This window comes from Variovorax sp. Soil_C_26 (assembly GCF_057657075.1).
This window is the reverse complement of record NZ_JBDGJC010000001.1, coordinates 660,193-686,792: the sequence shown is the minus strand read 5'-3', so window position 1 is coordinate 686,792 and position 26,600 is coordinate 660,193. Positions and strand designations below refer to the sequence as shown.

Sequence of the window (26,600 nt, the reverse complement as noted above, 5' to 3'; positions counted from 1 at the left end):
TCAGGCTGCGGGGCCTGCCGTTGAGGGTTGGCTGTCGAAGGAAACTGCGGCGCCGGCCGAAGGCGGCGCGGCTGGCGTTGGCGCATGCCAGGCGCGCAGCACCGCATAGCTGCGCCAGGGCCGCCATGCCTGCGAAGCCTCGCTCGCGGCGCGCGCGGTACCCACGCCGAGCGCCTTCTGCAGCGCGATGTCGCCGGCCGGGAACGCGTCGGGCCAGCGCAGCGCGCGCATCGCGATGTACTGCGCAGTCCAGTCGCCGATGCCGGGAAGCGCCTGCAGCGCGGCGATGGTCGACGGCACGTCGGCGCCTGCATGCAGCGCGAGCCGGCCCGCGGCCACTTCGCGCGCGATGGCCTGCAGCGCCGCCTGGCGTTGCCGCACGATGCCGAGCTGGCCGAGCGCATCGCCGCTCGCGGCTGCCAGCGCGGCGGGCGTGGGGAACAGCCGGTCGAGGCCCTCGATCGGCGTTGCCAGCGGTTCGCCGAAGGCCTCGACCAGCCGCGAGCCGAGCGTGCGCGCCGCGGCCACCGTGACCTGCTGGCCGAGCACCGCGCGCACCGCGAGTTCGAAGCCGTCGAGCGCGCCGGGCACGCGCAAGCCGTCGCCGTGCGGAAAAGCGCCGTGCAGCGTGGCGTTGATCGCCATCGGCTCGGCATCGAGGTCGAACATCGCACGCGCGCGGCTGATGACGATCGGCAGCACCGCGGCGAGCGACTCGCTGACCGACAGCAGCATCTGCTCACGCTCGGTGTCGAAGCGCAGCTGCAGCCAGCCCGCGTGCGAGCGCGTGCCGTGCTGCACGCGCAGGGTGCGCGCGAGCCGCACGAACGCCGGCGTGTCGGCGCCCTTGGCGGGCGCCTTGCCGTCGACGGTCGTGGCGGCCTCGACGCCGCGCAGCGCACGCCGCGCGAAGAAGCCGAGCATCGCGTGTACGTCGTAGGGCGGGCGATAGCCCAGCCGCACCTCGATGGCCTGGCCCTCGCCGCTCTCGGCGCCGCCGGCTCGCCGCAGCGCGCTCGGGTTGAGCCCGTAGTGCGCGAGGAACGCGGCATTGAAGCGACGCACGCTCGCGAAGCCGCTCGCCAGCGCCACCTGCGTCATCGGCAGCCGGGTGTCGGCAATCAGCTGCTTGGCGGCCAGCAGGCGGCGCGTCTGGAGGTACTGCAGCGGCGAGACGCCGAACTGCACCTCGAAGATGCGGCGCAGGTGGCGGTCGCTCACGCCGAGCCGAGCGGCAATCTGCGCGGCGCCGGGGCCTTCTTCTGCCCAGGCGTCGGGCTCGTCGATAAGCCGCGCGGCCTGCAGCGCGAGGATGCGCGAGGCGTCCTCGGTCGACCAGCTCGCCGCGCGGGGCGCGAGTTCGGGCCGGCAGCGCAGGCAGGGGCGGAAGCCCTCGGCCTCGGCCTGGGCCGCGTGACGGAAGAAGCGGCAGTTCTCGCGCCGCGGCAGCTTCACGCGGCACACCGGCCGGCAGTAGATGCCGGTGGAGGTCACGGCGGTGAAGAAGCGGCCGTCGAAGCGCGCATCGTGCGTCTTCATCGCGAGGTAGCAGGCGTCGCTCTCGAGCGTGTCGGCGGATGCAGGAAGGTGGGGCATGAACGGATGATATGGTTTCGACTGGTTTCAACTGGCCGTTTTCGGACATCTGGGTGCGGAAGCGCTTGCCTACAATGGCCGGTCTTCCAAACCGACAGGACCGTCTCTTCATGCAACTCAGTGCGTCGATCTTCAAGGCCTACGACATCCGGGGCGTGGTGCCGGTCACGCTCGACGCCGAGGTCGCGGAAGCGCTCGGCCGGGCCTTCGGCAGCGCCGCCCGCGCCGCCGGCGAAACGGCCGTGGCCGTGGGTCGCGATGGCCGCCTTTCGGGGCCGGCGCTTTGCGAAGCACTGATCAAGGGGCTGGTGGCCACGGGCGTCGAAGTGATCGACGTCGGCGCAGTGACCACGCCCATGCTCTATTTCGCGGCCCACACGCTCTGCCGCAGCGGCATCCAGGTGACGGGCAGCCACAACCCCAAGGACTACAACGGCTTCAAGATGGTGCTCGCAGGGCGCGCCATCTACGGCGACGAGATCCAGGGCCTGCGCAAGGTCATCGAAGACGGCAGCGCGAAGCTCGCGCCCGGCGGCAGCGTGCGCAAGGTCGACGTGACCGAGGCCTACACCGCGCGCATCGTGGGCGATATCCGGCTCGCACGCCCGCTCAAGATCGTGGTCGACTCGGGCAACGGCATCGCCGGCGCGTCGGCGCCCGCGATCTTCCGCGCCATCGGCTGCGAAGTGACCGAACTCTTCAGCGAAGTCGACGGCGACTTCCCCAACCACCATCCCGATCCGAGCAAGCCCGAGAACCTCAAGGACCTGATGGCCGCACTGGCCACAGGCGACGCCGAGCTGGGCCTGGCCTTCGACGGCGATGGCGACCGCCTTGGCATCGTTACCAAGGACGGCCAGAACATCTTCCCCGACCGCCAGATGCAGCTCTTCGCGCAAGACGTGCTGTCGCGGGTGCCGGGCGGCACCATCGTCTACGACGTGAAGTGCTCGCAACGCCTCGGGCCGGCCATCGAGGCCGCCGGCGGCAAGCCGATGATCTACAAGACCGGCCACTCGCTGATCAAGGCCAAGATGAAGGAAATCGATTCGCCGCTCGGCGGCGAGATGAGCGGCCACATCTTCTTCAAGGAACGCTGGTTCGGCTTCGACGACGGTACCTATGCGGGCTGCCGGCTGCTCGAGATCCTCAGCAAGACGCCGAACGCGAGCGATGCGCTCAATGCACTGCCCACGAGCTTCTCGACGCCCGAACTCAACGTGAAGTGCGCCGAAGGCGAGCCGCATGCGGTGGTCGAGAAGCTGGTGGACATCGCCAGTTTCGCGGCGCCCGCGGTGGTCTCCACGATCGACGGCCTGCGCGTCGACTGGCCCGACGGCTTCGGCCTGATCCGCGCCTCCAACACCACGCCGGTGCTGGTGCTGCGCTTCGAGGGCCAGACCGACGCGGCGCTCGACCGCATCCGCGACGAGATGCTCGCGCTCCTCAGGACCGTGAAGGCCGACGCGACGCTCGCCGAAGCGTCGCATTAGGCCGGACAGACCGTGCGTTCGTTGGCGCTGCGCCTCTACGGCCTTTTCACCACTGCTGTGCAACCGCTGGTTCGCCGCAAGCTGCGGCGGCGTGCGGTGGCCGAGCCCGGCTATGCCGTCGCCGTGGAGGAGCGCTTCGGCTACTATGACGAGGCGGTCACCGGCGAGGCCCAGTGCTGGGTGCATGCCGTATCGTTGGGCGAAACGCGCGCGGCCGCGATCCTGATTGCGGAATTGCGGCGGCAGTATCCCGGCATTCCGATCCTGCTCACGCACGGCACCGCTACCGGCCGCGAAGAGGGCGCCAAGCTGCTCGAGCCCGGCGACACGCAGGTCTGGCAGCCGTGGGACACACCGGGTGCCGTTGCGCGCTTCCTCGACCGCTTTCAGCCGCGCATCGGCGTGCTGATGGAGACCGAGGTCTGGCCCGTGATGGCCGCCGCCTGCAAGGCGCGGCGCATCCCGCTGGTGCTGGCCAATGCGCGCCTCAACGAGAAATCGCTGGCCGCCGCCGAACGCCTCTCGTGGCTCGCGCGGCCTGCATACTCGGCGCTGGCGGCCGTGTGGGCACAGACCGAGGCCGATGCGCACCGGCTGGTTTCATTGGGCGCCAAGGTGGCCGGCATCTACGGCAACCTCAAGTTCGATGCCGCGCCCGATGCGCGCCAGCTCGCCACGGCCGTCAAGCTGCGCGAGCACCTGCCCAAGCCGATGGTGATGCTCGCGAGCTCGCGCGATGGCGAGGAACGCATATTGCTCGAGATGCTCAAGCGCTTCGGCGCCACCGAACCCGTGCCGCCCGAGCAGGGCGCCGTCCGTTCCATCGCGCGGCGCGTGCACGAGGTGCAATGGATGATCGTGCCGCGCCATCCGCAGCGCTTCGACGAAGTCGCCGCGCTGATCGAGGCGCAGGGCTTCGCGGTGGCACGCCGCAGTGCGGCGGGCGCGCCGGTCGATGGGGAGATCTGGCTCGGTGACTCGCTCGGCGAGATGGCGCTCTACTACGGCCTGGCCGATGTCGCTCTGCTCGGCGGCAGCTTCGAGCCGCTCGGCGGCCAGAACCTGATCGAGGCGGCGGCCTGCGGCTGCCCCGTGGTCATGGGGCCCTCGACTTTCAACTTTGCCGAGGCGGCCGAGCTGTCGCTTGCAGCTGGCGCCTCGCTGCGCGTCGAGGGAATGGAGCAGGCGGTGACCGCCGCGCTCAAGTTGGTCGAGAACCCTGAGCGCCGGGCCACCATGGCCGAAGCGGCGCTGGGTTTCTCGTCGGCCAACCGCGGCGCCGCCGAGCGCACGGCTGCGGCGGTGCTGGCCATCGCGCAGGCGGCCGACCCGGCGGCAGGCGCCGACGCACCGATCGACGGCGAGTCCGAGCGCGCGGAGCCGACGCTCGACTGATGCGCCGGTGCCGGCGTATCAGCGCACCGGCGGATTCAGGATCACCGGCGGCGGCGGTGCCGTCGGCATGGCGGGCGGCGGCGGATTGAAGGGCTGCACCGGCACCGGCGGCACCACCGGAACGCGCGGCGGCGCGACCGGCGACGAGGGCGCAGTGGTCGGTGGCCGTTCACCAAGTGAAGACGGCGCCGCGGACGTGCTGCCGTTCGTTGCCAGCGTGGCATTGATCGCGTCGAGGTCGCCGACCGTCAACGTGCCATTGGCCTGTCGCAGCTGCAGGTGCCCCAGCAGCACGTTGTAGCGCGCCTGGGCCAGGTCGCGTTTGGTCTGGAACAGCTGGCTCTGTGAATTGAGCACATCGATGTTGATGCGCACGCCCACCTGGTAGCCCAGCCGATTGGCATCGAGCGCGCTCTGGCTCGAGGCCTCGGCCGCCTCGAGCGCCTTCACCTGTCCGGCCCCCGACACGAGCCCGAGATAGGCCGCGCGCGTGGCCTGAGCCACGCTGCGGCGCGTGCCCTCGAGCACGCTGCGCGACTGGTCTTCGAGCGCGAGCGTTTCCTTGACGCGGTTCTCGGTGGCGAAGCCCGCGAACAGCGGCAGGTTGAACACCACGCCCACCGTGGCGGCATTGATGCGCGTGCCCACGGTGCTGGTGCTGGTACCGTCGGGGTTGCGCGTGATGTTGTAGCCGAGGTTCGCATCCAGCGTGGGCTTGTGGCCCGCCTTGGCCTTCTCGGTTTCCAGCCCCGCCACGTCCACGCCGAGCTGCGCCTGGCGGATGGCGGGATGCGCCGCTTCAGCCTGCGCCACCCAGGCCTCGATATTGGCCGGCGTGGCCGTCGGCAACGCCACGGGCTGCGCAAGCGGCACCGGCACGCTGCCCGGGCGGCCGACGAGCTGGTCGAGCACCACCTTCTTCACCTGCAGGTCGTTCTCGGCCGCGATCTCCTGCGCGATGACGAGGTCGTAGCGCGCCTGTGCCTCGCGCGTGTCGGTAATGGTCGAGGTACCGACCTCGAAGTTGCGCTTCGCCGATGCGAGCTGTTCGGCCACGGCGGTTTTCTGCGCCCGCACCAGCGCGAGGCTGTCCTGGCTCGCGAGCACGTCGAAGTAGGCCTGGCTCACGCGCACGATCAGGTCCTGCTCGGCCTGCGTGAACACCGCCTCTGCAATCTCGGCCTGGCGCTTGCCCTGCTCGTAGGTGGCCCAGGCGGCGGGGCGGTAGAGTGGCTGCGTCGCATTGATGCCGATGTTCTGCGTGCTGAAGTCACGCGGCGTGGTGTTGCCGCGGCCGGCACCGGTGAGCGTGTCGATGTCGATGTTGCTGCGGTTCACGCCGGCCGTGAGCCCGACGGCCGGAAGGATGCCGGCCCTGGCCTGCGCGGCGCGCGCGAGATTGGCTTCGTACTGTGCGCGGGCGCCCTGGTACGAGGCGTCGAAGCCGCGCGCGGATGCGTAGAGTTCGTTCAGTGTCTGGCCCTGGGCCGGCAGTGCGAGCAGCGTGGCAAAGAGCGTTGCGAGTGCTGCGGAAAGAGGCAGGAGCCTGGGCCTGGCGGGCATTGAACGTCCTTGAAGAAAATGTCGATCAGTAGCGTGGCACCGACGGGTCGTGCTGCGCCGACCAGGCGTCGATGCCGCCCGCCACGTTGGCGAGTGCTGCAAAGCCGTTCTGGCTCAGGAACGCGGCCACGCGCTGGCTGCGCGCGCCGTGGTGGCAGAGGCAGGCGATGCGCTGGCCGGGGTCGAGCTCGGAGACCCGTGCGGGGAGCTCGTTCATCGGAATGGCGACGAGCGTGAAGCCCTGCTGCGGCGCGACGCTCGCGGTCTGCAGTTCCCAGGGCTCACGCACGTCGAGCAGCACCGGCGGCGCGTCGGGGTTCTGCGCGAACCAGGCGGCCAGCTCGGCGGGGCGGACTTGATCGATCATCGGATGGCCTGCCGGTTCAGAACGAGAACCGCGAGGGCTCGGGGAAATTGAGCAGGCGCGGCGCCACGGTGTCCCAGGGCTGGACCGTGTCCCACTTGCTCTCGCTGGTGCGCGTGACGAAATGGGCACGCATCATCGGTTCTTCGCCCACGATCGCGCCGAGGCGGCCGCCGACCTTGAGCGAACCTAGCAGGTTCTGCGGAATGCGCGCGACCGAACCACTGAGCACGATCACGTCGAAGCTCGGGCCGCTCGGCAGCGGCACTGCGCCGTCGGCGTTGCGCACCTCGACGTTGGCAACGCCGTTCTGGCGCAGCGTCTCGGCGGCGCGGGCGGCCAGCACCGGGTCGATCTCGAGCGTGAGCACCTGCGCCGCGCGTTGCGCGAGCAGGGCGGCCATGAAGCCCGAGCCGGTGCCGATCTCGAGCACGGACTCGTGCTTCTGCACATGCAGATCCTGCAGCATGCGGGCCTCGACCTTGGGCGAGAGCATGACCTGGCCCGGCACGCTGCCGTCGCCGAGCGGGAGCTCCATGTCGAAGAAGGCCAGTCCGCGGTGCGCGGGCGGCACGTACTCTTCGCGCTGGATTGCGGCGAGCAGCTCGAGGATCTCCAGGTCCAGCACATCCCAGGGCCGGATCTGCTGTTCGATCATGTTGAAGCGCAGGCGCTCGAGGTCGGGGGTGGGGTTCATGGCAGGCTTTTCCTTGTGGGGCTCAGGACAAACCTTCAATTTTAGGTGGCCCGGCCAGGGTCCGCCCGGCGCACGAGTCCGTGGAGCACGGTCTCGGCCTGGGTTTCGATGAACTTTGCGGGGTCGAGTGCGACTTCGCCGTCGACGCAGACCATGGCGGAGTGCTTCCAGAGCATCAGGAACACCATCGGTGCCACCACCGCATAGATGGCGTGGTCGACGTCGACCGGTGCGAACTCGCCGCTGTCGATGCCGCGCTGAAGAATGCGCCGCAGCAGCTGGTGGCCCGGGCGGACCACCTCGTTGCGATAGAACTCGGCCAGCTCGGGAAAATTGGCGCCTTCGCTCATCATGAGCTTGGTCAGGCCCGACGCCTTGGTCATGCCGACCCGCTCCCACCACACGCGCATGCAATAACGCAGCATTTCGGCGGTCGTGCCCTCGAAGGCCTCGAACTCCAGGTTCCATTCGGAAAAACGGCCGCTGAGGTTCTCGACCACCACCGCCTTGAAGAGCTCTTCCTTGCTCGGGAAGTAGAGGAACAGGGTGCCCTTGGAGACCCCCGCGCGTGCCGCGACTTCCTCGGCGCGGGTGGCCGCGAAACCCTTCTCGACGAACAGGTCGAGCGCCGCCGCGAGCAGTTCGCCCGGACGCGCCTCCTTGCGGCGCTCGCGCTTGGCGCGGACCGGGCAGATCTTGTCGGCAAGGGAGCGGGGACTGGGCATGATTTTAATGACTCGCGGGTTAGTAATGTAGTGACCCGCGTCCGGTCCGTCAACCCGCGACAATATCGGGTTCCGATTTTTTCCACCTGCCGGTTCCCTCCCTTGTACTTCGCTCGCCCTGCACCTCGGCGTCCGGCCTTGCCGGCGCGCATGCTCGCCGTGCTGCTGGTGGTGGCGCTGTGGTTCGCGGGTTCGCTCGGGCTGGTGCACCGCTCGTTGCACATGCCGGGGCTGGCACAGGCCGCGGTGGCAACGGCCACTGCGCACGCGGAGTTCGACCATCACGGTCATCACCACCACGACCGCGCGCACGCATCCGATGGGCTTGCCAAGCTGTTCGGGGACCATTCGGACGCCGATTGCCGGCTCTACGACCAGTTGTCGGACGGCGCGGGTGTGCCCGGCGTGCCGATGCTGATGCTGCCCGTGCTGCTGCCCTCGGCCACATTCGCCTGGCTGCAGGGCGAGGCACTCGCGCGCTGGGTCGCGCTGTTCGACGCACGCGGCCCGCCTTCCGCTCGCTGAATCCCCTCCGTGTTCGACGGCTGCCCCCGCACTGCGGTCGGCGGCCGGTCGCCCCCTGGTTCAACGAGTGTTCATCATGATTCCCAATTTCCGTCGCAACGCCATCGGCGCTGCCGTCCTTTCGCTCGCGTCACTGGCCGCCGTGGCCCAGACCGCCGCCTCTTCGACCGCCGATGCCACCGCGGCCTCCAGCCTGCCCGAGATCGCCGTCACCGGCAATCCGCTCGGCGCCACCGACCTGATCGCGCCCACCGCCACGCTCTCGGGCGATCGGCTGCTGATGCGCTCCGAGTCGACGCTTGGCCAGACGCTCGACACGCTGCCCGGCGTGAGCAGCAGCTACTTCGGCCCGAACGCGAGTCGCCCGATCATCCGCGGGCTCGATGGAGACCGCATCCGCATCCTGCAGAACGGCGGCGGCGCGCTCGATGCCTCGGCGCTGAGCTACGACCATGCGGTGCCGGTCGACGCGCTGGTCACCGAGCGCATCGAGGTGCTGCGCGGGCCGTCGGCGCTGCAGTACGGCGGCAGCGCGGTCGGCGGCGTGGTCAACGTGATCGACAACCGCATCCCGTCCGAGCCGATCGCCGGGTTCGGCGGCCGCGCCGACCTGGGCTATTCGAGCGGCAACAAGGAGAAGAACGGCGGCGTGCTGCTCGAGGGCGGCAACGGCCGCTTCGCGCTGCACGTCGATGCATTCAACCGCGATTCGAAGGACGTCTCGGTGCCGATCGATCTCGAATGCGCCAAGCCCGGACGCCCGGGGCTCGCGCGCAAGATCTGCAATTCGGCCAACGAAGCGCACGGCGGCGCGCTGGGCGGCACGCTGTTCTTCGACCAGGGCTGGATCGGCGCCTCGGCCAGCACCTACCGCAGCAACTACGGCACCGTGGCCGAGGACGAGGTGACCATCGGCATGAAGTCCGACCGCTATGCGCTCGAAGGCGAATGGCGCCCGGGCGGCTTCATCAGCAGCGTGCGCGCCAAGTTCAGCCACACCGACTACCGCCACACCGAGTTCGAAGGCCGCGAGGCCGGCACCACGTTCTCGAATGTCGGCAACGACCTGCGCATCGAGGCGCGCCACCAGAAGATCGGCAACCTCGAGGGCCTGGTCGGGTTCAGCAGCGAACGCAGCCGCTTCGCCGCGGACGGCGCAGAAGCCTTTGCGCCGCACAGCCGCACGCGCTCGGATGCGCTGTTCCTGCACGAGGAACTCGGCACTTCGTGGGGGCGCCTGAGCTTCGGCGCGCGCAGCGAGCGGGTTCGCGTCGCGTCGTTCGGCTACCCCGACGATCCCTCCGTCACGCGCTTCGCGATCGGCGAGCGCAGCTTCAACCCGCACAGCGCCGCCATTGGTGCGCTGGTGAACCTGACTCCGCAATGGCAACTGACCTCGAACCTCGCCTACACCGAGCGGGCCCCGAAGGACTACGAGATGCTGGCCAACGGCCCCCACGTGGCCACGGTGGCTTGGGAGGTCGGCAACCCGGCGCTCGACAAGGAGCGCTCGACGGGTTTCGACGTCGGCGCGCAATGGAAGTCGGGCGCCAACACCGCGCGCGTCAATGCGTACGTCACGCGCTTTCGCAACTACATCGGCCTGACCGCCTCGGGCCGCACGCTCGACGAGGAAGGCGAGGTGGTGACCGATCCGGAGGCGACCGACACGCTGGCCGAATACCGCTACAGCGGCGTGCGCGCGCGCTTCACCGGCATCGAGGCGAGCGGCAACCTGCGCCTGCTGGGCACCGACGGTTTTGCGCGCATGGCCGATGCCGGCACGCTCGACCTCGAATGGCGCGGCGACATCGTGCGTGCGCGCAACCTCGACACCGGCGAGCCGCTGCCACGCATCGCGCCGTTGCGCCTGGGAGCCACGCTGGCCTACGGCAACGGCCCGTGGAGCGCGCGCTTCGGCTTCGACTACAACGCGGCGCAGCGCCGCGTGCCGGGCGTGGGTGCGCGCGAGACGGATGCCTTCACGCTGTGGAACGCATCGATCGCCTACCGCATGAAGGTGCAGCGCGTGAACCTCACCTGGTATGCGCGCATCGACAACATCGGCAACAAGCTGGCCTACAGCCCGACGTCGATTCTGACCACCACCGTCTACCCGAACGCGCCACTGCCGGGTCGTTCGCTCAAGGTCGGGTTGCGCGCGATGTTCTGACGGGGGGCTCGGCTATCCTCGGCCGGTGAATTCCTTCGTCATTTCTTCGCTGCTGCCGGTCGTGCTGCTGATCGGTGCCGGCTACCTTGCCGGCAAGCGCCGCTGGATCGGCGGCGCGGCCGTCAAGGACCTGTCCAACCTGATCTTCCTGCTGCTCGCGCCGGCACTGCTGTTCCGTGCGATGAGCACGGTGCGCGTGGAAGAACTGAGCCTCAAGCCGGTGGCCGCGTACTTCATCGCCTCGGGCCTGCTGTTCGCGGCCACGCTCGCGCTGCGCGGCTTCAACCGCTCGGCCGCGGTCGTCGCACTGGCCAATACCTACAGCAACACCGTGATGATCGGCATCCCGCTCGTCGGCCTGGCCTACGGCGGCCCGGGGATGGTGGTGCTGCTCACGCTGATCTCGCTGCATTCGCTGGTGCTCTTGACGAGCGCGACCGTGGTGCTCGAACTCGCCGTGGCACGCGAGCAGGCGGCGGGCGCGGGCGGCGGTGCGCAGCCGCAGCGTGCGATGGCCCGCACGGTGCTGCGCGCTTTGCGCAACGCCATCGTCCATCCGGTGCCGATCCCGATCATCGCGGGCCTGCTGTTCGCGCAGACCGGCCTGGTCATGCCCGAGGCCATCGACAAGCCGATCCAGTTGCTCGGCCAGGCCTTCGGTCCGGTGGCGCTCGTGATGGTCGGCATCACCGTGGCGCTCACGCCCATCGGCCGGCACTGGCGCGGTGCGATGGTGCAGGCGCTGGTGAAGAACCTGCTGCATCCGCTGCTGGTGGCCGGCATCGGCCTGTTGCTCGGCGTGCGCGGCATTCCGCTCACGGTGATGGTGGTGGCGGCGGCGCTGCCGATTGGCGCCAACGTGTTCCTTTTCTCGCAGCGCTATCGCACTTCCGAAGACCTCGTTACGGCGAGTGTGGCGATGTCGACCGTGCTGGCCCTGGCCACGCTCACGCTCGTGATGACGCTGGTGCACTGGCTGCCCTGAGGCATTTCTAGCCGCCGTTCTTGCGCACGTGATGGGTGCCTATGCCGTTCGGCAGGGTGGCCATTTGGCGAGATGGCGCAGCGCGCCGGCCGCTTTACAGTCGCTCGCAGATGATTCACCAGGCGCGGTCTTCGCGGTTTCTCGCCATGGCGCCGATCGCGATGGTGACGGCGCTGTGCGGTGCCGTGCCCTCGGCGGCGGCCCCGGCGGCCGATACCAAGCCGTGCCGGACGCCGTGCCTCGCCATCAAGGCGCCGCCTGTCAGTTCGGTCGAAGCGCCGCCCGCGCCCAGGCCGGCAGCTAGGCCGAGGCCGCAACCCGCGGCTGAGTCGAAGCAACAGCCGCCGGCTTCGCTGGAGGTCGCCAGGAAGGCGCCGCCCCCGAAGCGCTGTACCGACATCAACATGCGCGCGGCCGTGGGCGAGCCGCTGTCGGACGAGGACATGAAGATCTTGAGGAGCCAATGCTGATGATGAAGACCCAACCGACGATCGGCTCGGCGCTGCGCGCCTGGGCGCTCGCTGCCGCTGCCGTGCTGCTGGGCGCTGCCTGCGCGCACCGGCCGGCACCGACCGGCGCCATGCCGTTCGACCAGGCCGTGAACCAGGCGGTGGACGACCTGATCGTCCAGACGCAGAAGCTGCCGGCCTTCCTGGCCAAGGTCGAGTCGTCGGTCACGCAGCGCCGCATCGTGATCGACCCGCTGCTCGATGGTGCGAGCGGCCAGCAGACCGAGGTCACGCGCGTGGCCGAGCAGCGCATCGTGCAGCGCATGCAGTCGCAGTTCAAGCAGTTCACCGTCAGTCCGTTCAACAATGCCGAGATCGAGCGTGCGCAATACGTGCTGAACGGCACGCTGGTGCGCGACAAGGAGGCCGCGGACAGCCGCTACCGGCTCAACCTTGCGCTGACCGAGATCAAGAGCGGCGTAGTGATCGCGCAGTCGGTGGCGCGCATCAGCGATGCGAGCCTCGACACGCGGCCCACGGCCTTCTTCCGCGACAGCCCCGTGAACCCGAAGGACCGCGGCGTGGAGGGCTACATCCGCACCGCCGAGACGCAGCCTGGCCAGCCGGCCGATGCGCTCTACCTCGAGCGGCTGCCGACCTCGACGGTGTTGCAGGAAGCCACCGCCGCCTACGAGGCCGGCCGCATGAGCGAAGCCCTGAGCCGCTACGAGGCCGCATCGCGTCGTGCCGATGGGCAGCAGCTGCGCGTCTACAGCGGGCTCTATCTCACGCAGGCCCAGCTCGGCCGCACGGCCGATGCGGAGAAGACCTTCGGCACCCTGGCCCGGCTCGGGCTCGAGACCAACAACCTGAGCGTGAAGTTTCTGTTCAAGCCCGGCTCGACCGACTTCATGGCCGATCCGAAGATCAGTTCGGCCTATCCGATGTGGCTGCGGCAGATCGCGCGCCAGGCGGCGCAGATCGACACCTGCGTGGTGGTCGCCGGCCACACCAGCCGCACCGGCTCCGAGGCGGTGAACGAGCGGCTGTCGCTGCAGCGTGCGGTCTACGTGAGGAACCGGCTCGTGGGCGAGGCGCCGCCGCTCGCGAGAAAGCTGCGCGAGTCGGGCATGGGCTTCCGCGAGAACATCGTGGGCACCGGCGCCGACGATGCGAGCGATGCGCTCGACCGCCGCGTGGAGTTCAAGGTTGCCTCATGTGAGGCTTGACCCACCTTACGGGGCGAGTCGCTCGCGCAGCCAGGCACCGTCCTCCAGCCGGTAGCGCAGCCGGTCGTGCAGGCGGCTCTTGCGGCCTTGCCAGAATTCCCAGCGGTCGGGCACGAGCCGGTAGCCGCCCCAGTGCGGCGGACGCGGCGGCGACAGCAGGTGCCGTGCGGCGGCCGCGGCGGCGTTCTTCACGAGCACGTCGCGACCGCTGATGACCTCGCTCTGCGGGCTGGCCCATGCACCGATGCGCGAGTCGAGTGGCCGGCTCGCGAAGTAGGCGTCGCTTTCCTCGGCGCTTGCCTTCTCCACCCGGCCCTCGATGCGCACCACGCGCTCCAGCTCGACCCAGTGGAACTGCAGCGCCGCATACGGGTTGCCCGCGAGCTCGCGGCCCTTGCGGCTTTCGTAGTTGGTGTACCAGACGATGCCGCGCGCGTCGAAACCCTTGATGAGCACGATGCGGCTCGATGGCCGCAGGTCGCCGCCTACGGTGCACAGCGTCATGGCGTTGGGTTCCGGGAGCTGGGCATCGATGGCTTCGCCGAGCCAGCGTTCGAACTGCTTCGACGGATCGCCGTCGCTGTGGGTCTCGCCGAGTTCGGCGCGCTCGTAGCTCTTGCGCAGCGCGGCCAGGCTTTCGTTGGTGAGTGGGGCGGTCATGGCGGGATTGTTGCGCATGCGGAGATACTCGGCGCATGGCAACGGCGAATGCAGCATCCCCGACGGTGATCGTGCTGGCCTCGGGCCGCGGCGAGCGATTCATCGCGGCCGGCGGCACGGGCTCCAAGCTCCAGGCGCCGCTCGCGGGCAGGCCGATGCTCCAGCGCACGATCGATGCGGTGCGCGCGAGCGGACTGCCCTGGCACCTCGAGGATGCGGGGCACCCGGGCATGGGCGATTCGATCGCCGCCGCGGTGCGGGCCACGCCCGATGCGGCGGGCTGGCTCATCCTGCCGGGCGACCTGCCGCTGGTGCTGCCCGAGACGCTGCGCAAAGTGGCGGGCGCGCTCGCGGACCCGGTACGTGCGGTGCAGCCGCACTACCGCGGCGAGCGCGGCCATCCGGTGGGCTTCGGTGCCGGCTGTCGGGCGCAGCTCGCGGCGCTGCAGGGGCCGTCGGGTGCCGCATCGGTGCTCAAGGCCATGCGCGCCGTCGACGCGGTCGCCGAGCTCGAGGTGGACGATGCCGGCATCGTGACCGACATCGACACACCCGAAGCCCTGGCGCGCGCCGAGGCGCTCTGGCGCCAAAGGACATAACCCCGCCCGGAAGCGGTGCCGGGGCGCTCAGCGCCGCGTGATCACCGCGCAGGCGGTGCGGGGGCCCGAGTTGCCCGCCGGCTGGCTCGTGAAGTCGTCGCGATCGCGGTGCACCACGAGCGCACGGCCCACCACGTTGTTCGGTGCGCCCTCGGTCAGCGAGATCGCATGGTTGTCGACGCTGAAGCGCGCCACGCCCTTGGCATCGGCCACGAGGCTCGGCATTTCGCCGGCATGGCTGCCCGCCGCGGCGAACTTGCCGTGCGTGCCACCTGCGGGGTTGAAGTGGCCGCCCGAGGCGTTGCCGTTGTCGCCGCAGTCGCCCTTTTCGTGGATGTGGAAGCCATGCTCGCTGCCCGGCGCCAGGCCGCGCACTTCGCCGGCCACGCGCACGCCATGGTCGAGCGCGGTGAAGGTCACCGTGCCGCGCGTGGGGTTGGGCGAGATCGCCGCGGTGGGCATCAGTTCGGCGGCGGCGCTCGGCTTGCCGCCCATCATGGTGCCGCAGGCCGAAAGCAGGGCGCTGGCGACGAGTGCGGTACCGGTGGCGACGAAAAGACGATGGTTCATGGTTGTTCCTTGGACGGTCCGGAGGAGGGTGCAGAAGAAGGAGGAAATGAAGATTCGCCGGGCGAAGCTTCGTTCTTTTTGTCCGGAGACCCCGGAACATATACCGGAGGCGGCGTCGTCCCGCAATCGGCCGATGCCTCGGACTGCGCCTGGGCCTCCTGGGCCTCCTGGGCCTGCGCCAGCGCAACCAGCCGCGCCAGCGCCGCATCGTGGATCGAATGGCGTGTCAGCTCCATCAGCGTCTGGCGCGCATAGTCGAGCGAGCTGCCGTAGCGGCCCACCGCATGGGTGAAGATGTGGCGGTAGCGGTCTTCGCTGAGTTCGCCGGTGAAGTTGGGGCTTCGCCGCGAGAGCGTGAACGCCAGCGCCCGCACCGGGCCTTCGGGGGTGTTGCACCGCAGCCATCGCGGGTCGTACACGCCCGTGGGCATCTCGCGCAGCCAGAGCCTGCGCAGCGTGTCGAGGGCTTGCGACGAAGGCACGCGGAACACCATGCCGCGGCAGCTTCCGCCCGAGAGCAGCCCGAAGACCAGGCCCGGCACCTGCACGCTGCCACGGTTGACCCGGCTCCACATCTTGAGCGCGCGGTGCCAGCCGTGCACCCAGGCCGGGCGCCGCTCCACGAAGTCGAACTCGGGGCGCCAGATCAACGAGCCATAGCCGAAGAGCCACAGGTCGTCGCGGCCGCCCCACTCGGCGATGGCCTGCGCGAGCAGGGGCGCGGGATCGCGCAGCGGATGGGGCATTGGATCCGGTCCGGGCGGGCCCGGGTCCGACACGGGATTCGGGGGGGTGGCGCCTACAATTTCACGATCATGGTTCACGACACCATTATTCATCGGCCTCTTTCCCCCCTCTCACACGGAGATCGTCCCCCCATGAGCGACCAAGACTCGCAGCAGAATTTCGTACTCGGATTTCTGGTCGCCCTGATCGCGCTGGTGCTCCTGTTCGTGGTGGGCATCGCGTTCTGGCAGCAGGGCCAGCGCGCGGCGCCCGCAGGGCCCACGGTGGAGTTGGTGGGCGATGCTGAGCCGCCGGAGACCACCACGACCACGGTGAACGAGGTGACCGAGACCGTCACGGTGGTGGTCCCCGACGGCGCGAGCGTCCGCGTCGGCGAAGGCGTCGTGAACTTCTATTTCGCCACCGGCAGCGCCGACCTCGCACCCGGTGCGGCCGAGGCCCTGGCCACGGTGATCCATGGCGTGGAGAGCGGCCGCAAGGCGGTGGTCTCGGGCTTCCACGACACGACCGGCGATCCGGCGCTCAACGAGCGGCTGGCCAAGCAGCGCGCCGACATGGTGCGCGAGGTGCTCGTGGGGCTGGGCGTGCCGCCCGCCAAGATCGACCTGCAGCGGCCGGCGGTCACGGCCGGCTCGGGCAACGACGCGGAAGCGCGCCGGGTCGAAGTCAAGCTGGTGGACTAAGGACGCCCCCCGAAGCGCCTGCGGCGCCTCCCCCCACTGGGGGGCGCACCCGGCGGCCTGGCAAAGCCAGTTCCGCGGGTGCACTGGGCTGGAGCGCGACGATCGGCACCGCCGGGGTGACGGCTTTCGGTCTCGGCCGTGTCATCTTGGTACTATTGAATGCCAGTTCGCAGGTCGCCCACGCGACAGTGGCGGCATGCCGGCGGCGCGACCGAAAACATCCCCATGAGCACACATCCCACCGTCCTTGACGTCACCGATCGCATTCGCGAACGCAGCCGGGGGACGCGCAGCGCGTACCTCCAGCGCCTCGCCGAGATCCGCAACCGCGACCGCGGGGCCGACCGCATGGGCTGCGCCAACGTCGCGCATGCCGTGGCCGGCATTCCCGCCAACGACAAATTCCGCGTGGTGGCCGAGCGCGCACCCAACATCGGCGTCGTTACCGCCTACAACGACATGCTCTCGGCCCATGCGCCGTACCAGGGCTACCCCGACATCATCAAGCACGAGGCGCGCAGCCTCGGCGCCACCGCCCAGGTGGCCGGCGGCGTGCCGGCGATGTGCGACGGCGTCACGCAGGGCACGCCCGGCATGGAACTGAGCCTGTTCAGCCGCGACGTCATCGCCATGGGCACCGCGGTCGCGCTCACGCACGACATGTTCGACGGCGCGCTGATGCTCGGCGTGTGCGACAAGATCGTGCCCGGCCTCCTGATCGGCGCGCTGCACTTCGGCCACCTGCCCACCGTGTTCGTGCCCGCCGGGCCGATGCCCTCGGGCCTGTCGAACGGCGAGAAGTCGAAGGTGCGCGAGCAGGCGGCCCAGGGCCTCGTCGGACGGCAGGGCCTGCTCGACGCCGAGATGGCGGCCTATCACACCGTGGGCACCTGCACCTTCTACGGCACCGCCAACAGCAACCAGATGCTGCTCGAGGCCATGGGCCTGCACGTGCCCGGCACCGCGTTAATCCAGCCCGGCGACACGATGCGCGAAGCGCTCACGCGCGAGGCCGTGCGCACGGTGCTCGGCAAGGCGGGCGACAAGCCATGGCAGTGTCCGCCGATCGGCGAACTCGTCGACGAGCGCTGCATCGTCAACGCCATGGTGGCGCTGCTCGCCACGGGCGGTTCCACCAACCACCTGATCCACTGGGTGGCCGTGGCGCGTTCGGCCGGCATCGTGATCGACTGGGACGACTTCTCGCGGCTCTCCGACATCGTGCCGCTGCTCACGCGCGTCTATCCCAACGGCAGCGCCGACGTGAACGGCTTCCAGGCCGCGGGCGGTCCCGGCTTCGTCATCGGCGAACTGCTCGACGCGGGCCTCATGCATGCCGACGTGCTGACCGTGCGCGCCGGCGGCCTCCGCGAATTCGCGAGCATCCCAGCGCTGGCGGGCGACGGCCGGCTGGCCTGGCATGTGGCGGCGCCCTCGAAGGACGAAGCCATTGCACGGCCGGTGCGCGAGCCCTTCAGCGCCACCGGCGGCCTGAAGCTGCTCAACGGCAACCTCGGGCGCTGCGTGATCAAGGTGTCGTCGGTGCCCGACGACCGCCATGTGATCGAAGCCCCCGCGCGCGTCTTCGATTCGCAGGCCGCGCTGCAGCAGGCCTTCACCGCGGGCGAGCTCGACCGCGATGTCGTCTGCGTGGTGCGCTGGCAGGGGCCGCGCGCCAACGGCATGCCCGAACTGCACAAGCTCACGCCGCCGTTGTCGGTGCTGCAGGGCAAGGGCTTCCGCGTGGCGCTGGTCACAGACGGCCGCATGAGCGGCGCCTCGGGCAAGGTGCCCGCCGCGATCCATGTCTCGCCCGAGGCCGCCGCCGGCGGGCCGCTCGCCAAGGTGCGCGACGGCGACGTCATCCGGCTCGATGCGGTGGCGGGTACGCTCGCGGTGCTGGTGCCCGACGACGAATGGGCCGAGCGCGAGACCGCGACAATGCCCGAGGCCCAACGCATCGCCGATGGCCACGGCCTCGGCCGCGAACTGTTCGCCGGCATGCGGCGCAACGCACTCACCGCAGAAGAAGGAGCCTGCTCATGGCTATGAAGAACACACTCACCGCGCTCGACGTCATGCGCGATGCACCAGTCATCCCGGTCATCGTGCTGCACGACGTGAAGCATGCGATTCCGCTCGCGCGCGCCCTGGTGGCCGGCGGCATCCGCATGCTCGAGGTCACGCTGCGCACGCCGCAGGCGCTCGAATGCATCGAGGCCATCGCGAAGGAGGTGCCCGAGGCCGTGGCCGGCGCCGGCACCATCCGCAGCGCAGCCGACGCGCAGGCCTCGGCGCTCGCGGGTGCGAAGTTCGGCGTGAGCCCGGGCTACACGCGCGCCGTGGGCAAGGCCTGCCACGATCTCGGCCTGCCGCTGCTGCCGGGCGTCGCCACGGGCAGCGAGATCATGACCGCGCAGGAAGACGGCTACACCGCGCTCAAGTTCTTTCCGGCGCTTCAGGCCGGCGGGCTGCCGATGCTGAAGGCCTGGCAGGGACCGTTCGGCGAGGTGAGCTTCTGTCCGACGGGCGGCATCCATGCCGGCAACGCGGCCGAGTTCCTCGCGCTGTCGAACGTGGCGTGCGTGGGTGGTTCGTGGATCGTGCCGACCGATGCGATCCGCGACGGCGACTGGGCACGCATCGAGCAACTGGCACGCGCCGCGAGCCAGCTCGCGCGCTGATATGCAAGCCGACGATTTCGACGCGAGTGACCTTCGGGTCATCGCGTTCGACGTGTTTGGCACCGTGGTCGACTGGCACAGCGGCATTGCCGCCGAGGTCGAGCAGGCGTTGCCGGGCGTGGATGGCGCCAGCTTTGCGCTCGCCTGGCGCGCCGGCTACCAGCCGGCGATGAAGTCGGTGATGGAGCGCATCGCGGCGGGCGAGGGCGGCTTCACGCTGCTCGACGAACTGCACCTGAGCATGCTCGAGCAGGTGCTGCGCGACTTCGGCGCGACCGAGCGGCTCGATGCCGCCGCCAAGCGCCAACTGAGCCGCGCCTGGCACCGGTTGCCCGCCTGGCCCGATGCGGTCGAGGGGCTCACGCGGCTCAAGAAGAAGTTCACGATCTGCACGCTGTCCAACGGCAACCTCGGCCTGTTGACCGAGATGGCCAAGCGCGCCGGGCTGCCGTGGGACTGCGTGCTCTCGGCCGAGGTTTTCAAGGCCTACAAGCCCGACCCGCGCACCTACCTCGGCGTGGCGGGCGTGTTCGATGCCACGCCCGGGCAAGTGATGCTTGCGGCCGCGCACCACGACGACCTTGCCGCAGCGCGCGTCTGCGGCCTCAAGACCGCCTACATCGAGCGGCCTTTCGAATACGGCCGCGCGCAGCCCAAGGACGTGTCGCCGAATCCCGAGAACAGCCTGCACGCGCGGGACATCGTCGAACTGGCCGAGCTGCTGGGCTGCTGACGGCCAGGGCGTTGTTGCGCCTTCGGTTCAGCGCAGTCCGCCGCCCTCGGCGCTTTCCGCGCGCTGGATCAGCTCGATCTTGTAGCCGTCCGGGTCGGTCACGAAGGCGATCACCGTGGTGCCGCCCTTCACCGGACCGGCTTCGCGCGTCACGTTGCCGCCGGCCGTCTTGATCTTCTCGCAGGCCGCATACGCATCGGGCACGCCGAGCGCGATGTGGCCGTAGGCGGTGCCGAGCTCGTAGCGCTCGGTGCCCCAGTTGTAGGTGAGTTCGATCTCGGCCTGCTCGGGGTTGCCGTTGCCGTAGCCCACGAAGGCCAGGCTGTACTTGTACTCGGGGTTCTCCGAGGTGCGCAGCAGGTTCATGCCGAGGACCTTGGTATAGAAGTCGATAGATCGCTGCAGGTTGCCGACGCGCAGCATGGTGTGGAGAAGTCGCATCTCGTGGGTTCTCTCTCTGTGTCGTTGTGGGGGAAGGCGTCTATTCTCGGCCTTCGGCCAGGGTGAGCAAGTGCGCCTCGTGCTTGCGCAGGAATTCGCGCAGGTGCGCCGGGTATTCGGGCACCACTGCATGGCGCACGCTGGGCCGCGCGGCCAGCGCATGGCGCCAGGCAACGACCTTGGGCAGCGCATCGAACAGGTGCGAGTCACTGATGGCGTCGAACACCTCGAAGTAGCGGAAGACCGGTGCGAACACCGCATCGACCAGGCTGAAGTCCTGGCCTGCGAAGTAGGGGCCCGCGCCGAGCGCGGCCTCGACGCGCGCGAACTTGGCCGCGAGCGCTTGCCGCTTCTGCGCGAACACCTCGGCGTCGCGCGTGGTCTCGTAGCCCCACAGGTCGGCGAGGATCGCCGAGCCGAACTCCATCCATGCGCGGTGTTCGGCGCGTGCGAGTGGGTCCTGCGGATGCAGGCGCGGGCCCGGCTGCGTCTCTTCGAGGTATTCGCAAATCACGTTGCTCTCGAACAGAACGGCTTCGCCGCTACCGTCGCTGCGCTCGACTTTCAGCAGCGGCACCTTGCCGAGCGGCGAGATGTCCAGGAACCACTGCGGCTTGTTCGCAAGATCGATGACGATGCGTTCGAAGGGCTCGTTCTTCTCGAGCAGCGCGATGGCGGCACGCTGCACGTAGGGGCACAGCAGGTGGCTGACGAGGGTGAGGGACTGTGGCATGGCTTTGCGTTCTCGCTCGGGGTTGTGGTCGGTCGGCCGCGATTCTTGCGGCTTGCGAAAACCTTTTCCCGAAAAGCCCATCCGCCTTTTGGGCGGCTTGTGCTAAGGCGCGGCCGTGTCGAGCCAGTGCGTGATGCGCCCGCCATGCATCACGCCGATGCGGTCGGCCATCGCGTGGGCTTCGGCTTCGTTGTGCGTGACGAGGATGGCGGTCTGGCCGGCGCGCTTGAGGATGCCGCGCACCTCCTGCGTCAGGCGCTCGCGCGTGCCACCGTCGAGGTTGGAGAAGGGCTCGTCGAGCAGCAGCAGCGCGGGCGAAGGCGCCAGGGCGCGCGCGAGCGCGATGCGCTGCTGCTGGCCGCCCGAGAGTTCGTGCGGAAAGCGCTCGTCCGCATCGGCCAGGCCCACGAGCGCCAGCATCTCCGACACGCGCGCCTGCTGCTGCGCGCGCGCCAGCCGGCGCAGGCCGAAGGCCACGTTGCGGCCGGCCGAAAGGTGCGGAAACAGCGCGTACTCCTGGAACATCATGCCCACGTGCCGCTCTTCGGGCGGCAGGTGCACCTGGGGCGACGAGAGCAGCACCTCGCCGAGCCGGATGCTGCCCGCGCGTACGGGCTCGAAGCCCGCGATCGCGCGCAGCACCGTGGTCTTGCCGCAGCCCGACGGACCGAACAGGCAGGCGATGCCGCCGGCCGGCAGGTCCAGCGAGAAGTCGCTCACCACGGTGTGCAGGCCGCTTTTCGGCGTTTCGTACGCGAGCTGGATCGCTTCGATGGAAAGGGGAACGCTCATGGGGAATCCGGGGGCGGCAGCGCCGAAGGCGTGCCGAGTTGATGGCGGGCGAGCAGCACCACGGGCAGCAGGCCGGCCACCACGATGGCCAGCGCGGCGATCGCTCCTTCTTCGTAGGTGCCGCGCGCGGCCTCGGCATAGAGCCAGGTGGCGAGCGTGTCGAAGTTGGCCGGCCGCAGCAGCAGCGTGGCGGGCAGTTCCTTCATCGCATCGACGAACACCAGCAGTGCGCCCGTGGCGATGGCCGGCTGCAGCAGCGGCAGGTGCACGCGGCGCAGCGTGCCGCCCGTGGTTTCGCCGAGAAGGCGCGACGCCTGTTCGATCGCGGGCGGGATGCGCGCGAGACCGGCCTCGATGCCGCCGACCGGCATGGCCAGAAAGCGTATCGCGCAGGCCACCACCAGCACCACGCCCGCGGCCATCAGCGGCAGGCCCGGCAGGCCGAGCAGACCGGCCAGCGCGGCGTCGAAGGCGAGGGCGGGCGTGAGCAGTCCGATCGCGAGCACCGTGCCCGGCAGCGCATAGCCCAGCGTGGCCGCGCGGGCCTGCCAGCGCGCACGGTTGGGGCGCGTGCCCTGGCTGCGCGTGGCCCATGCCACGACGAGTCCGGCCGCCACCGCCACCACCGTGACGCCAGCGGCCAGCGTGATCGTGTTGCCGAGGCTGGCCAGCAGGCCCTGCGAGATGCCGCTGCCCTGGTGCAGCCGCTTGGCGCTTTCCCAGACCAGGTAGAGCGCGGGCGCCACGAAGCCGATCAGCACCGGCAGCGCAGCCGTGGCCGTGGCCAACCACGCGGCGCTGCCGTGCAGCCGCCGCGGCTGGATGGCGCGCATGCGCTGCGCCGAGCCGAAGCGCTGGTGGCGCCGGCCGTTGCGTTCGAGCCAGACCAGCGCCACCACCACGAGCAGCATGGCGCAGGCGATCTGCGCCGCGCCCGCGAGGTCGGAACGCGTGATCCAGGTGGTGTAGACCGCCACCGTGAGCGTGTTGACGCCGAGGAATTCCGAAGCGCCGATGTCGTTGAGCGTCTCGAGCAGCGCCAGGCTCAAGCCCACGGCGAGCGCGGGCCGTGCGAGCGGCAGCGCCACGCGGAAGAACGCGCCGCGCCGGCTTTCGCCCAGCGTGCGCGCGGCCTCCAGCAGGTGCGCGGGCTGCGTCATGAACATGGCGCGCGCGGTCATGTAGACGTAGGGGTACAGCACGAAGCCGAGTACGAAGATCGCCCCTGGCATCGAGCGCAGGTCGGGCAGGCGAAATTGCCTTGGGCTCTCGAAGCCCAGCATCCAGCGGATCGCGCCCTGCACCGGCCCGATGGGGTGCAGCAGGTCGAGGTAGGCGAAGGCGACGATGTAGGTCGGCATCGCGAGCGGCAGCAGCAGTGCCCAATGCAGGACGCGCCGGCCCGGGAAGTCGCAGGCCGTGACCAGCCAGGCGCAGCCGGTGCCGATGACCAGCACCAGCGTGCCGACGCCCGCCAGCAGCACGGCCGTGTTCAGTGCTGCGCTGGGCAGGACGTGCGCGAACAGCGGCCCCCAATGCGCCAGCCCGCCGCCCAGCGCGAGCCAGGCAAGCCCCGCCACCGGTGCAAGCACCCCGAGCGCGATGGCCAGCGAAGCCAGGCGCCAGGCCGGGCCCGCGGCCTGCAGCCCGCTGGACCCCATGAGACGCACAGCCTTCACAGGTATTCCGCTCCTTCGCGGAACACCGCGGAACCGGCTTTGCCGGGCCGCTGGTGTTGCCCCCTTGAGGGGGAGGCGGCTACACGAAGTGAGCCGCTTCGGGGGTGGGTCACTACTTATCGAAACCGACCTTGTCGACCAGCGCGCTGGCCTGCTTGCGGTGCTTGGCGATCTCCGTCAGCGGCAGCGGATCGACCTTCAGCTCGCCGATGGTCTGCCCGATGATGGGATCGAGCGCCACGCCCTTGCGCACCGGGTATTCGTAGTTGGCCTGCGCGTAGAGCGCCTGCGCCGGTTCGGACACCAGGAACTCGAGCAGCTTGACCGCGTTCTCGCGCTGGGGCGCGTTCTTCGCCACGGCCGCGCCGCTGATGTTGACGTGCGTGCCGCCGCTCTTGGCGCTGGCGAAGGTCGGGCGCACCACCTTGATGGCATCGCCCCACTTGCGCGCGTCGGTGCCTTCCTTGGCGCTCTTCATCTGGCCGACGTAGTACGAGTTGGCCAGGCCGACGTCGCAGATGCCGCCGAGGATGTCGCGCGCCACGTCGCGGTCGCCGCCCGTGGCCTTGCGCGCGAGGTTGGCCTTCACGCCGCGCAGCCACTGCTCGGTCTTGGCTTCGCCGTCGTGCGCGATCATGGCCGCGATCAGCGCCGTGTTGTAGGGGTGCTGGCCGGCGCGGATGCAGACCTTGCCCTTGTACTTGGGGTTCGCCAGGTCTTCATAGCGGAAGCTGGTGATCGGCTGGGTCTTGTCGGCGTAGAGCACGCGCGCGCGCAGCGAGAGCGCGAACCATTGGCCGTCGGCGCCGCGCAGGTTGGCCGGCACAGCCGATTCGAGCGCGGTCGACTTCACGGGCTGCGTCACACCGCCGTCGACCAGGTCGATGAGGTTGCCGATGTCCACCGTCATCAGCACGTCGGCCGGCGAGCGCGCGCCCTCGGCCTTGACGCGTTCGAGCAGGCCGTCCTTCACGAAGACCGTGTTCACCTTGATCTTGCTCTGGGCGCTGAAGGCCGAGATCAGCGGCTGGATCAAACCGGGCTCGCGCGTCGTGTAGAGCGTGAGCTCGTCGTTGGCGGCATGGGCGGGCAGCGCGGCAACTGCCAGCCAGGCGGCGCTCACGCCGATCAGTGCGCGTGCGGCGCGGCCTTGAATGCCGAAGCGGTCGGTCATGAAGGAATCCTCCTGTGCGGGTGTGTGTTTTGGAAACCATCGCCACAAATCGCTGACGATGCGAATCATTATCACTGCGTACGACGGGAATCGACTGCCTTGGACTTAAATGGCAGTGGGCTACTCGACCCAGCGACAGGCCTCGGCCGGCGCGGCGCGCGAAGTTCGGAAGCCATTGGCCGGATGTGACGGATCCTCGAAGCCGAACGCGATGCCGCACACCACCTGGCGGTCGTCGGGAATGTCGAACCAGCGGCGCAGGAAGCGGGCGCGCGAGGCGACGGCGGCCTGGGCGATGCTCGCGACGCCCAGGCTGCGCGCGGCCAGCATGAAGTTGTGCACGTAGGCGCCGCAATCGAGCACGCCGTAGATGCCGAGCGCGGCCTCGGTGGTGACGAGCGCCAGGTGGGGCGCGCCGAAGAACTTGAAGTTCTGCTGCGCCTGACGCTGCGAGGCTTCGCGGTCGCCGCGCGCGACGCCGACGCTCTCATAGAGCTGGAAGCCGCACTCGCGGCGGCGCGCCTGGTACACGCCGCGGTATTCCGCAGGCGGCGCGATGTCGTAACCGACCTCGGCCGCGGCTTCGGGTGTATCGAAGGCCTGGCGCAAGCGCTCGGTGGCCGCGGCGCTGGTCACGATCACCTGCCACGGTTGCGAATTGCACCAGGACGCGGTGCGCTGCGCCGCTTGAAGGATCGCGTCGATGGTGTCGCGCGGCACCGGCTGCGGCAGGTACCCGCGGCAGCTGTAGCGCTCGGCGAGCAGCGCCTGCAGCACGGCGGCGGGCGAGGGCGCCGGCCCGGGGCTGGACGGCATGGCGGAGTCCGGGCTCATGGTTTGGCCGGCGGCGCTTCGAATACCAGGCAGGTCGTGGTGGCGTGCGCATACAACGTGCCGTCGGGCCCGACGAGCCGTGCCTCGGCGGTGGCGAGCTGCCGGCCGCAGTGGATCACCTTGCCCTCGGCGCGCACGCGTTGCACCTTGGGCGTGAGGCCCTTGACGTAGTTCACGCTGAGTTCGGCGGTGGTGTAGCCGCGCCCGGGCGGCATCATGGTGTGGACCGAGCAGCCCAGCGCAGAGTCGAGCAGCGTGGCGGCCCAGCCGCCATGGATGGTGCCGAGCGGGTTCAGGTGCTGCGCGAGCGGTGTGCCCTGGAACACCGCAAGGCCGGGGCCCACCGACAGCAGCATGAAGTCGAGCGTCTTCGCGATGGCGGCAAACGGGATCTCGCCGTTCAGCATCGCCTGCATCGTCTCGAGCCCGGTCTTGCCGGCGATCTGCTCGGGGCGGGCCAGGCCCGGGCCGGGGCCGTTCTCGATCCGTTCGGCGACCTGCCGCTCTTCGGCGATCCATGCATCGAGTTGGGATGTGGTTGTCATTCCTGAGTCTCTCCTGTGGTCATTGTCGCGCATGGTGGCTTGCATATGCAACGGTTGTACCTACAATCGCGCTCCATGGACACCCCAACCAAGCCTCGCGGCTGCACCAGCTTCAAGGTGCGGCAGCTCACGCGCCGCCTTTCGCAGTACTACGACGCCGAGGTTTCGAAGAGCGGCCTCAAGACGACGCAATACTCGCTGCTGTCGAACCTGCGGCGGCTGGGCCCGGTGCGGCCGGTCGACTTTGCGGCCGAGCTCAAGATGACGGCTTCGACGCTGAGCCGCAACCTGCAGCCGCTGATCGCCGCAGGCTGGGTGGAGCAGGGTGCGGGCGCCGATGCACGCAGCCGTCTGCTGGTGCTCACGCCCGAAGGCGACACCAAGTGGCGCGAGGCGCAGCAGCACTGGAAGACCGCGCAGCAGAACCTGAATGCCCTGCTCGGCCTGGAGCGCGTGCTGGCGCTGCACCAGCTGATCGACGAGTCGCTCGACCTGCTGGGCGCCGATGGCGCGCCGGACCTGCCGGACTGAA

The 26,600-nt window shown here is 69.6% G+C and carries 28 protein-coding genes; 12 read left to right on the top strand and 16 right to left on the bottom strand.

The features are described from left to right. Positions 1-1,596, bottom strand: a complete 1,596-nt coding sequence (locus AC3A6G_RS03155; RefSeq protein WP_487873021.1) for a DNA-3-methyladenine glycosylase 2 family protein — start codon at positions 1,594-1,596, stop codon at positions 1-3. 110 nt (positions 1,597-1,706) lie between these two features. Between AC3A6G_RS03155 and AC3A6G_RS03150 the strand changes: the two genes are divergently transcribed. Beyond that, the gene (locus AC3A6G_RS03150; RefSeq protein WP_487873020.1) at positions 1,707-3,089 is read left to right on the top strand and encodes a phosphomannomutase/phosphoglucomutase; all 1,383 of its coding nucleotides are present in this window, start codon (positions 1,707-1,709) and stop codon (positions 3,087-3,089) included. Between the two features lie 12 nt (positions 3,090-3,101). Then, positions 3,102-4,484, top strand: a complete 1,383-nt coding sequence (locus AC3A6G_RS03145) for a 3-deoxy-D-manno-octulosonic acid transferase (protein WP_487864053.1) — start codon at positions 3,102-3,104, stop codon at positions 4,482-4,484. An 18-nt stretch (positions 4,485-4,502) separates the two neighbouring features. Here AC3A6G_RS03145 and AC3A6G_RS03140 read toward each other — a convergent pair whose 3' ends face one another. Genes AC3A6G_RS03140 through AC3A6G_RS03125 form a run of 4 tightly spaced genes read right to left on the bottom strand, consistent with a single transcriptional unit; the run spans position 4,503 to position 7,833 of the window. Continuing rightward, the gene (locus AC3A6G_RS03140; RefSeq protein WP_487858239.1) at positions 4,503-6,047 is read right to left on the bottom strand and encodes a TolC family outer membrane protein; all 1,545 of its coding nucleotides are present in this window, start codon (positions 6,045-6,047) and stop codon (positions 4,503-4,505) included. Between the two features lie 25 nt (positions 6,048-6,072). Further along, complete coding sequence (locus AC3A6G_RS03135) at positions 6,073-6,414, bottom strand: rhodanese-like domain-containing protein (RefSeq protein ID WP_487873019.1); 342 nt, start codon at positions 6,412-6,414, stop codon at positions 6,073-6,075. A 16-nt stretch (positions 6,415-6,430) separates the two neighbouring features. Further along, positions 6,431-7,108 (bottom strand): protein-L-isoaspartate O-methyltransferase family protein, encoded by a 678-nt coding sequence (locus tag AC3A6G_RS03130; RefSeq protein WP_487858237.1) that lies wholly within the window; start codon positions 7,106-7,108, stop codon positions 6,431-6,433. Between the two features lie 41 nt (positions 7,109-7,149). Then, positions 7,150-7,833 carry a TetR/AcrR family transcriptional regulator gene (locus AC3A6G_RS03125; protein WP_487858236.1) on the bottom strand — a complete coding sequence of 228 codons (684 nt, stop codon included), beginning with the start codon at positions 7,831-7,833 and terminating at the stop codon, positions 7,150-7,152. A gap of 150 nt (positions 7,834-7,983) precedes the next feature. Here AC3A6G_RS03125 and AC3A6G_RS03120 point away from each other — a divergent pair, with 150 nt between their 5' ends. From AC3A6G_RS03120 to AC3A6G_RS03110, 3 genes are all read left to right on the top strand, one after another. Next, positions 7,984-8,358: a hypothetical protein gene (locus AC3A6G_RS03120; protein ID WP_487858235.1), complete on the top strand. Its 375-nt coding sequence runs from the start codon at positions 7,984-7,986 to the stop codon at positions 8,356-8,358. A gap of 76 nt (positions 8,359-8,434) precedes the next feature. Next, the gene (locus AC3A6G_RS03115) at positions 8,435-10,531 is read left to right on the top strand and encodes a TonB-dependent receptor (protein ID WP_487873018.1); all 2,097 of its coding nucleotides are present in this window, start codon (positions 8,435-8,437) and stop codon (positions 10,529-10,531) included. A 25-nt stretch (positions 10,532-10,556) separates the two neighbouring features. Further along, positions 10,557-11,516, top strand: coding sequence for an AEC family transporter (locus AC3A6G_RS03110; protein WP_487873017.1), 960 nt, complete (start codon positions 10,557-10,559; stop codon positions 11,514-11,516). A 115-nt stretch (positions 11,517-11,631) separates the two neighbouring features. Here the strand turns inward: AC3A6G_RS03110 and AC3A6G_RS03105 are convergent, their stop codons facing one another. Continuing rightward, positions 11,632-11,961 carry a hypothetical protein gene (locus AC3A6G_RS03105; RefSeq protein ID WP_487873016.1) on the bottom strand — a complete coding sequence of 110 codons (330 nt, stop codon included), beginning with the start codon at positions 11,959-11,961 and terminating at the stop codon, positions 11,632-11,634. 18 nt (positions 11,962-11,979) lie between these two features. On the opposite strand from AC3A6G_RS03105, the gene AC3A6G_RS03100 reads away from it, so the two are divergent. Further along, entirely contained in the window at positions 11,980-13,194 is a 1,215-nt protein-coding gene (locus tag AC3A6G_RS03100; protein ID WP_487858231.1) for an OmpA family protein, read from the top strand. A gap of 6 nt (positions 13,195-13,200) precedes the next feature. On the opposite strand, the gene pdxH is transcribed toward AC3A6G_RS03100, so the two are convergent. Further along, positions 13,201-13,854, bottom strand: coding sequence for a pyridoxamine 5'-phosphate oxidase (pdxH, locus tag AC3A6G_RS03095; RefSeq protein ID WP_487858230.1), 654 nt, complete (start codon positions 13,852-13,854; stop codon positions 13,201-13,203). A 35-nt stretch (positions 13,855-13,889) separates the two neighbouring features. Here pdxH and AC3A6G_RS03090 point away from each other — a divergent pair, with 35 nt between their 5' ends. Beyond that, complete coding sequence (locus AC3A6G_RS03090; protein ID WP_487858229.1) at positions 13,890-14,453, top strand: nucleotidyltransferase family protein; 564 nt, start codon at positions 13,890-13,892, stop codon at positions 14,451-14,453. A gap of 27 nt (positions 14,454-14,480) precedes the next feature. Here AC3A6G_RS03090 and AC3A6G_RS03085 read toward each other — a convergent pair whose 3' ends face one another. Next, entirely contained in the window at positions 14,481-15,023 is a 543-nt protein-coding gene (locus AC3A6G_RS03085) for a superoxide dismutase family protein (RefSeq protein WP_487858228.1), read from the bottom strand. Then, positions 15,020-15,769: a gamma-glutamylcyclotransferase gene (locus AC3A6G_RS03080; RefSeq protein ID WP_487873015.1), complete on the bottom strand. Its 750-nt coding sequence runs from the start codon at positions 15,767-15,769 to the stop codon at positions 15,020-15,022. Before AC3A6G_RS03080 ends, AC3A6G_RS03085 begins: the two co-directional genes overlap by 4 nt. A 132-nt stretch (positions 15,770-15,901) precedes the next feature. Here AC3A6G_RS03080 and AC3A6G_RS03075 point away from each other — a divergent pair, with 132 nt between their 5' ends. The 4 genes from AC3A6G_RS03075 (at position 15,902) to AC3A6G_RS03060 (ending at position 19,870) form a co-directional block, all read left to right on the top strand. Further along, positions 15,902-16,453, top strand: a complete 552-nt coding sequence (locus tag AC3A6G_RS03075) for an OmpA family protein (protein ID WP_487873014.1) — start codon at positions 15,902-15,904, stop codon at positions 16,451-16,453. 225 nt (positions 16,454-16,678) lie between these two features. Next, positions 16,679-18,505: a phosphogluconate dehydratase gene (gene edd, locus AC3A6G_RS03070; RefSeq protein ID WP_487873013.1), complete on the top strand. Its 1,827-nt coding sequence runs from the start codon at positions 16,679-16,681 to the stop codon at positions 18,503-18,505. Then, complete coding sequence (eda, locus tag AC3A6G_RS03065; protein ID WP_487858626.1) at positions 18,502-19,137, top strand: bifunctional 4-hydroxy-2-oxoglutarate aldolase/2-dehydro-3-deoxy-phosphogluconate aldolase; 636 nt, start codon at positions 18,502-18,504, stop codon at positions 19,135-19,137. Before edd ends, eda begins: the two co-directional genes overlap by 4 nt. Before the next feature lies 1 nt (position 19,138). Beyond that, positions 19,139-19,870, top strand: coding sequence for a haloacid dehalogenase type II (locus AC3A6G_RS03060; RefSeq protein ID WP_487873012.1), 732 nt, complete (start codon positions 19,139-19,141; stop codon positions 19,868-19,870). A 27-nt stretch (positions 19,871-19,897) separates the two neighbouring features. Here the strand turns inward: AC3A6G_RS03060 and gloA are convergent, their stop codons facing one another. The 7 genes from gloA to AC3A6G_RS03025 form a co-directional block, all read right to left on the bottom strand. After that, on the bottom strand, positions 19,898-20,311 hold the full coding sequence (gene gloA / locus AC3A6G_RS03055) for a lactoylglutathione lyase (RefSeq protein WP_487858223.1): 414 nt from the start codon (positions 20,309-20,311) through the stop codon (positions 19,898-19,900). A 40-nt stretch (positions 20,312-20,351) separates the two neighbouring features. After that, entirely contained in the window at positions 20,352-21,044 is a 693-nt protein-coding gene (locus tag AC3A6G_RS03050) for a glutathione S-transferase family protein (protein ID WP_487873011.1), read from the bottom strand. Between the two features lie 102 nt (positions 21,045-21,146). After that, positions 21,147-21,836 carry an ABC transporter ATP-binding protein gene (locus AC3A6G_RS03045; RefSeq protein ID WP_487858221.1) on the bottom strand — a complete coding sequence of 230 codons (690 nt, stop codon included), beginning with the start codon at positions 21,834-21,836 and terminating at the stop codon, positions 21,147-21,149. Next, entirely contained in the window at positions 21,833-23,497 is a 1,665-nt protein-coding gene (locus tag AC3A6G_RS03040) for an ABC transporter permease (RefSeq protein WP_487864143.1), read from the bottom strand. Before AC3A6G_RS03040 ends, AC3A6G_RS03045 begins: the two co-directional genes overlap by 4 nt. A gap of 130 nt (positions 23,498-23,627) precedes the next feature. Further along, positions 23,628-24,689, bottom strand: a complete 1,062-nt coding sequence (locus tag AC3A6G_RS03035; RefSeq protein WP_487864043.1) for a Fe(3+) ABC transporter substrate-binding protein — start codon at positions 24,687-24,689, stop codon at positions 23,628-23,630. Between the two features lie 120 nt (positions 24,690-24,809). Then, positions 24,810-25,505 carry a nitroreductase gene (locus AC3A6G_RS03030; RefSeq protein WP_487864142.1) on the bottom strand — a complete coding sequence of 232 codons (696 nt, stop codon included), beginning with the start codon at positions 25,503-25,505 and terminating at the stop codon, positions 24,810-24,812. 14 nt (positions 25,506-25,519) lie between these two features. Further along, positions 25,520-26,068 (bottom strand): PaaI family thioesterase, encoded by a 549-nt coding sequence (locus AC3A6G_RS03025; protein ID WP_487873010.1) that lies wholly within the window; start codon positions 26,066-26,068, stop codon positions 25,520-25,522. 75 nt (positions 26,069-26,143) lie between these two features. Between AC3A6G_RS03025 and AC3A6G_RS03020 the strand changes: the two genes are divergently transcribed. After that, positions 26,144-26,599 (top strand): MarR family winged helix-turn-helix transcriptional regulator, encoded by a 456-nt coding sequence (locus AC3A6G_RS03020; RefSeq protein ID WP_487858216.1) that lies wholly within the window; start codon positions 26,144-26,146, stop codon positions 26,597-26,599. Position 26,600: the final 1 nt, after the last annotated feature.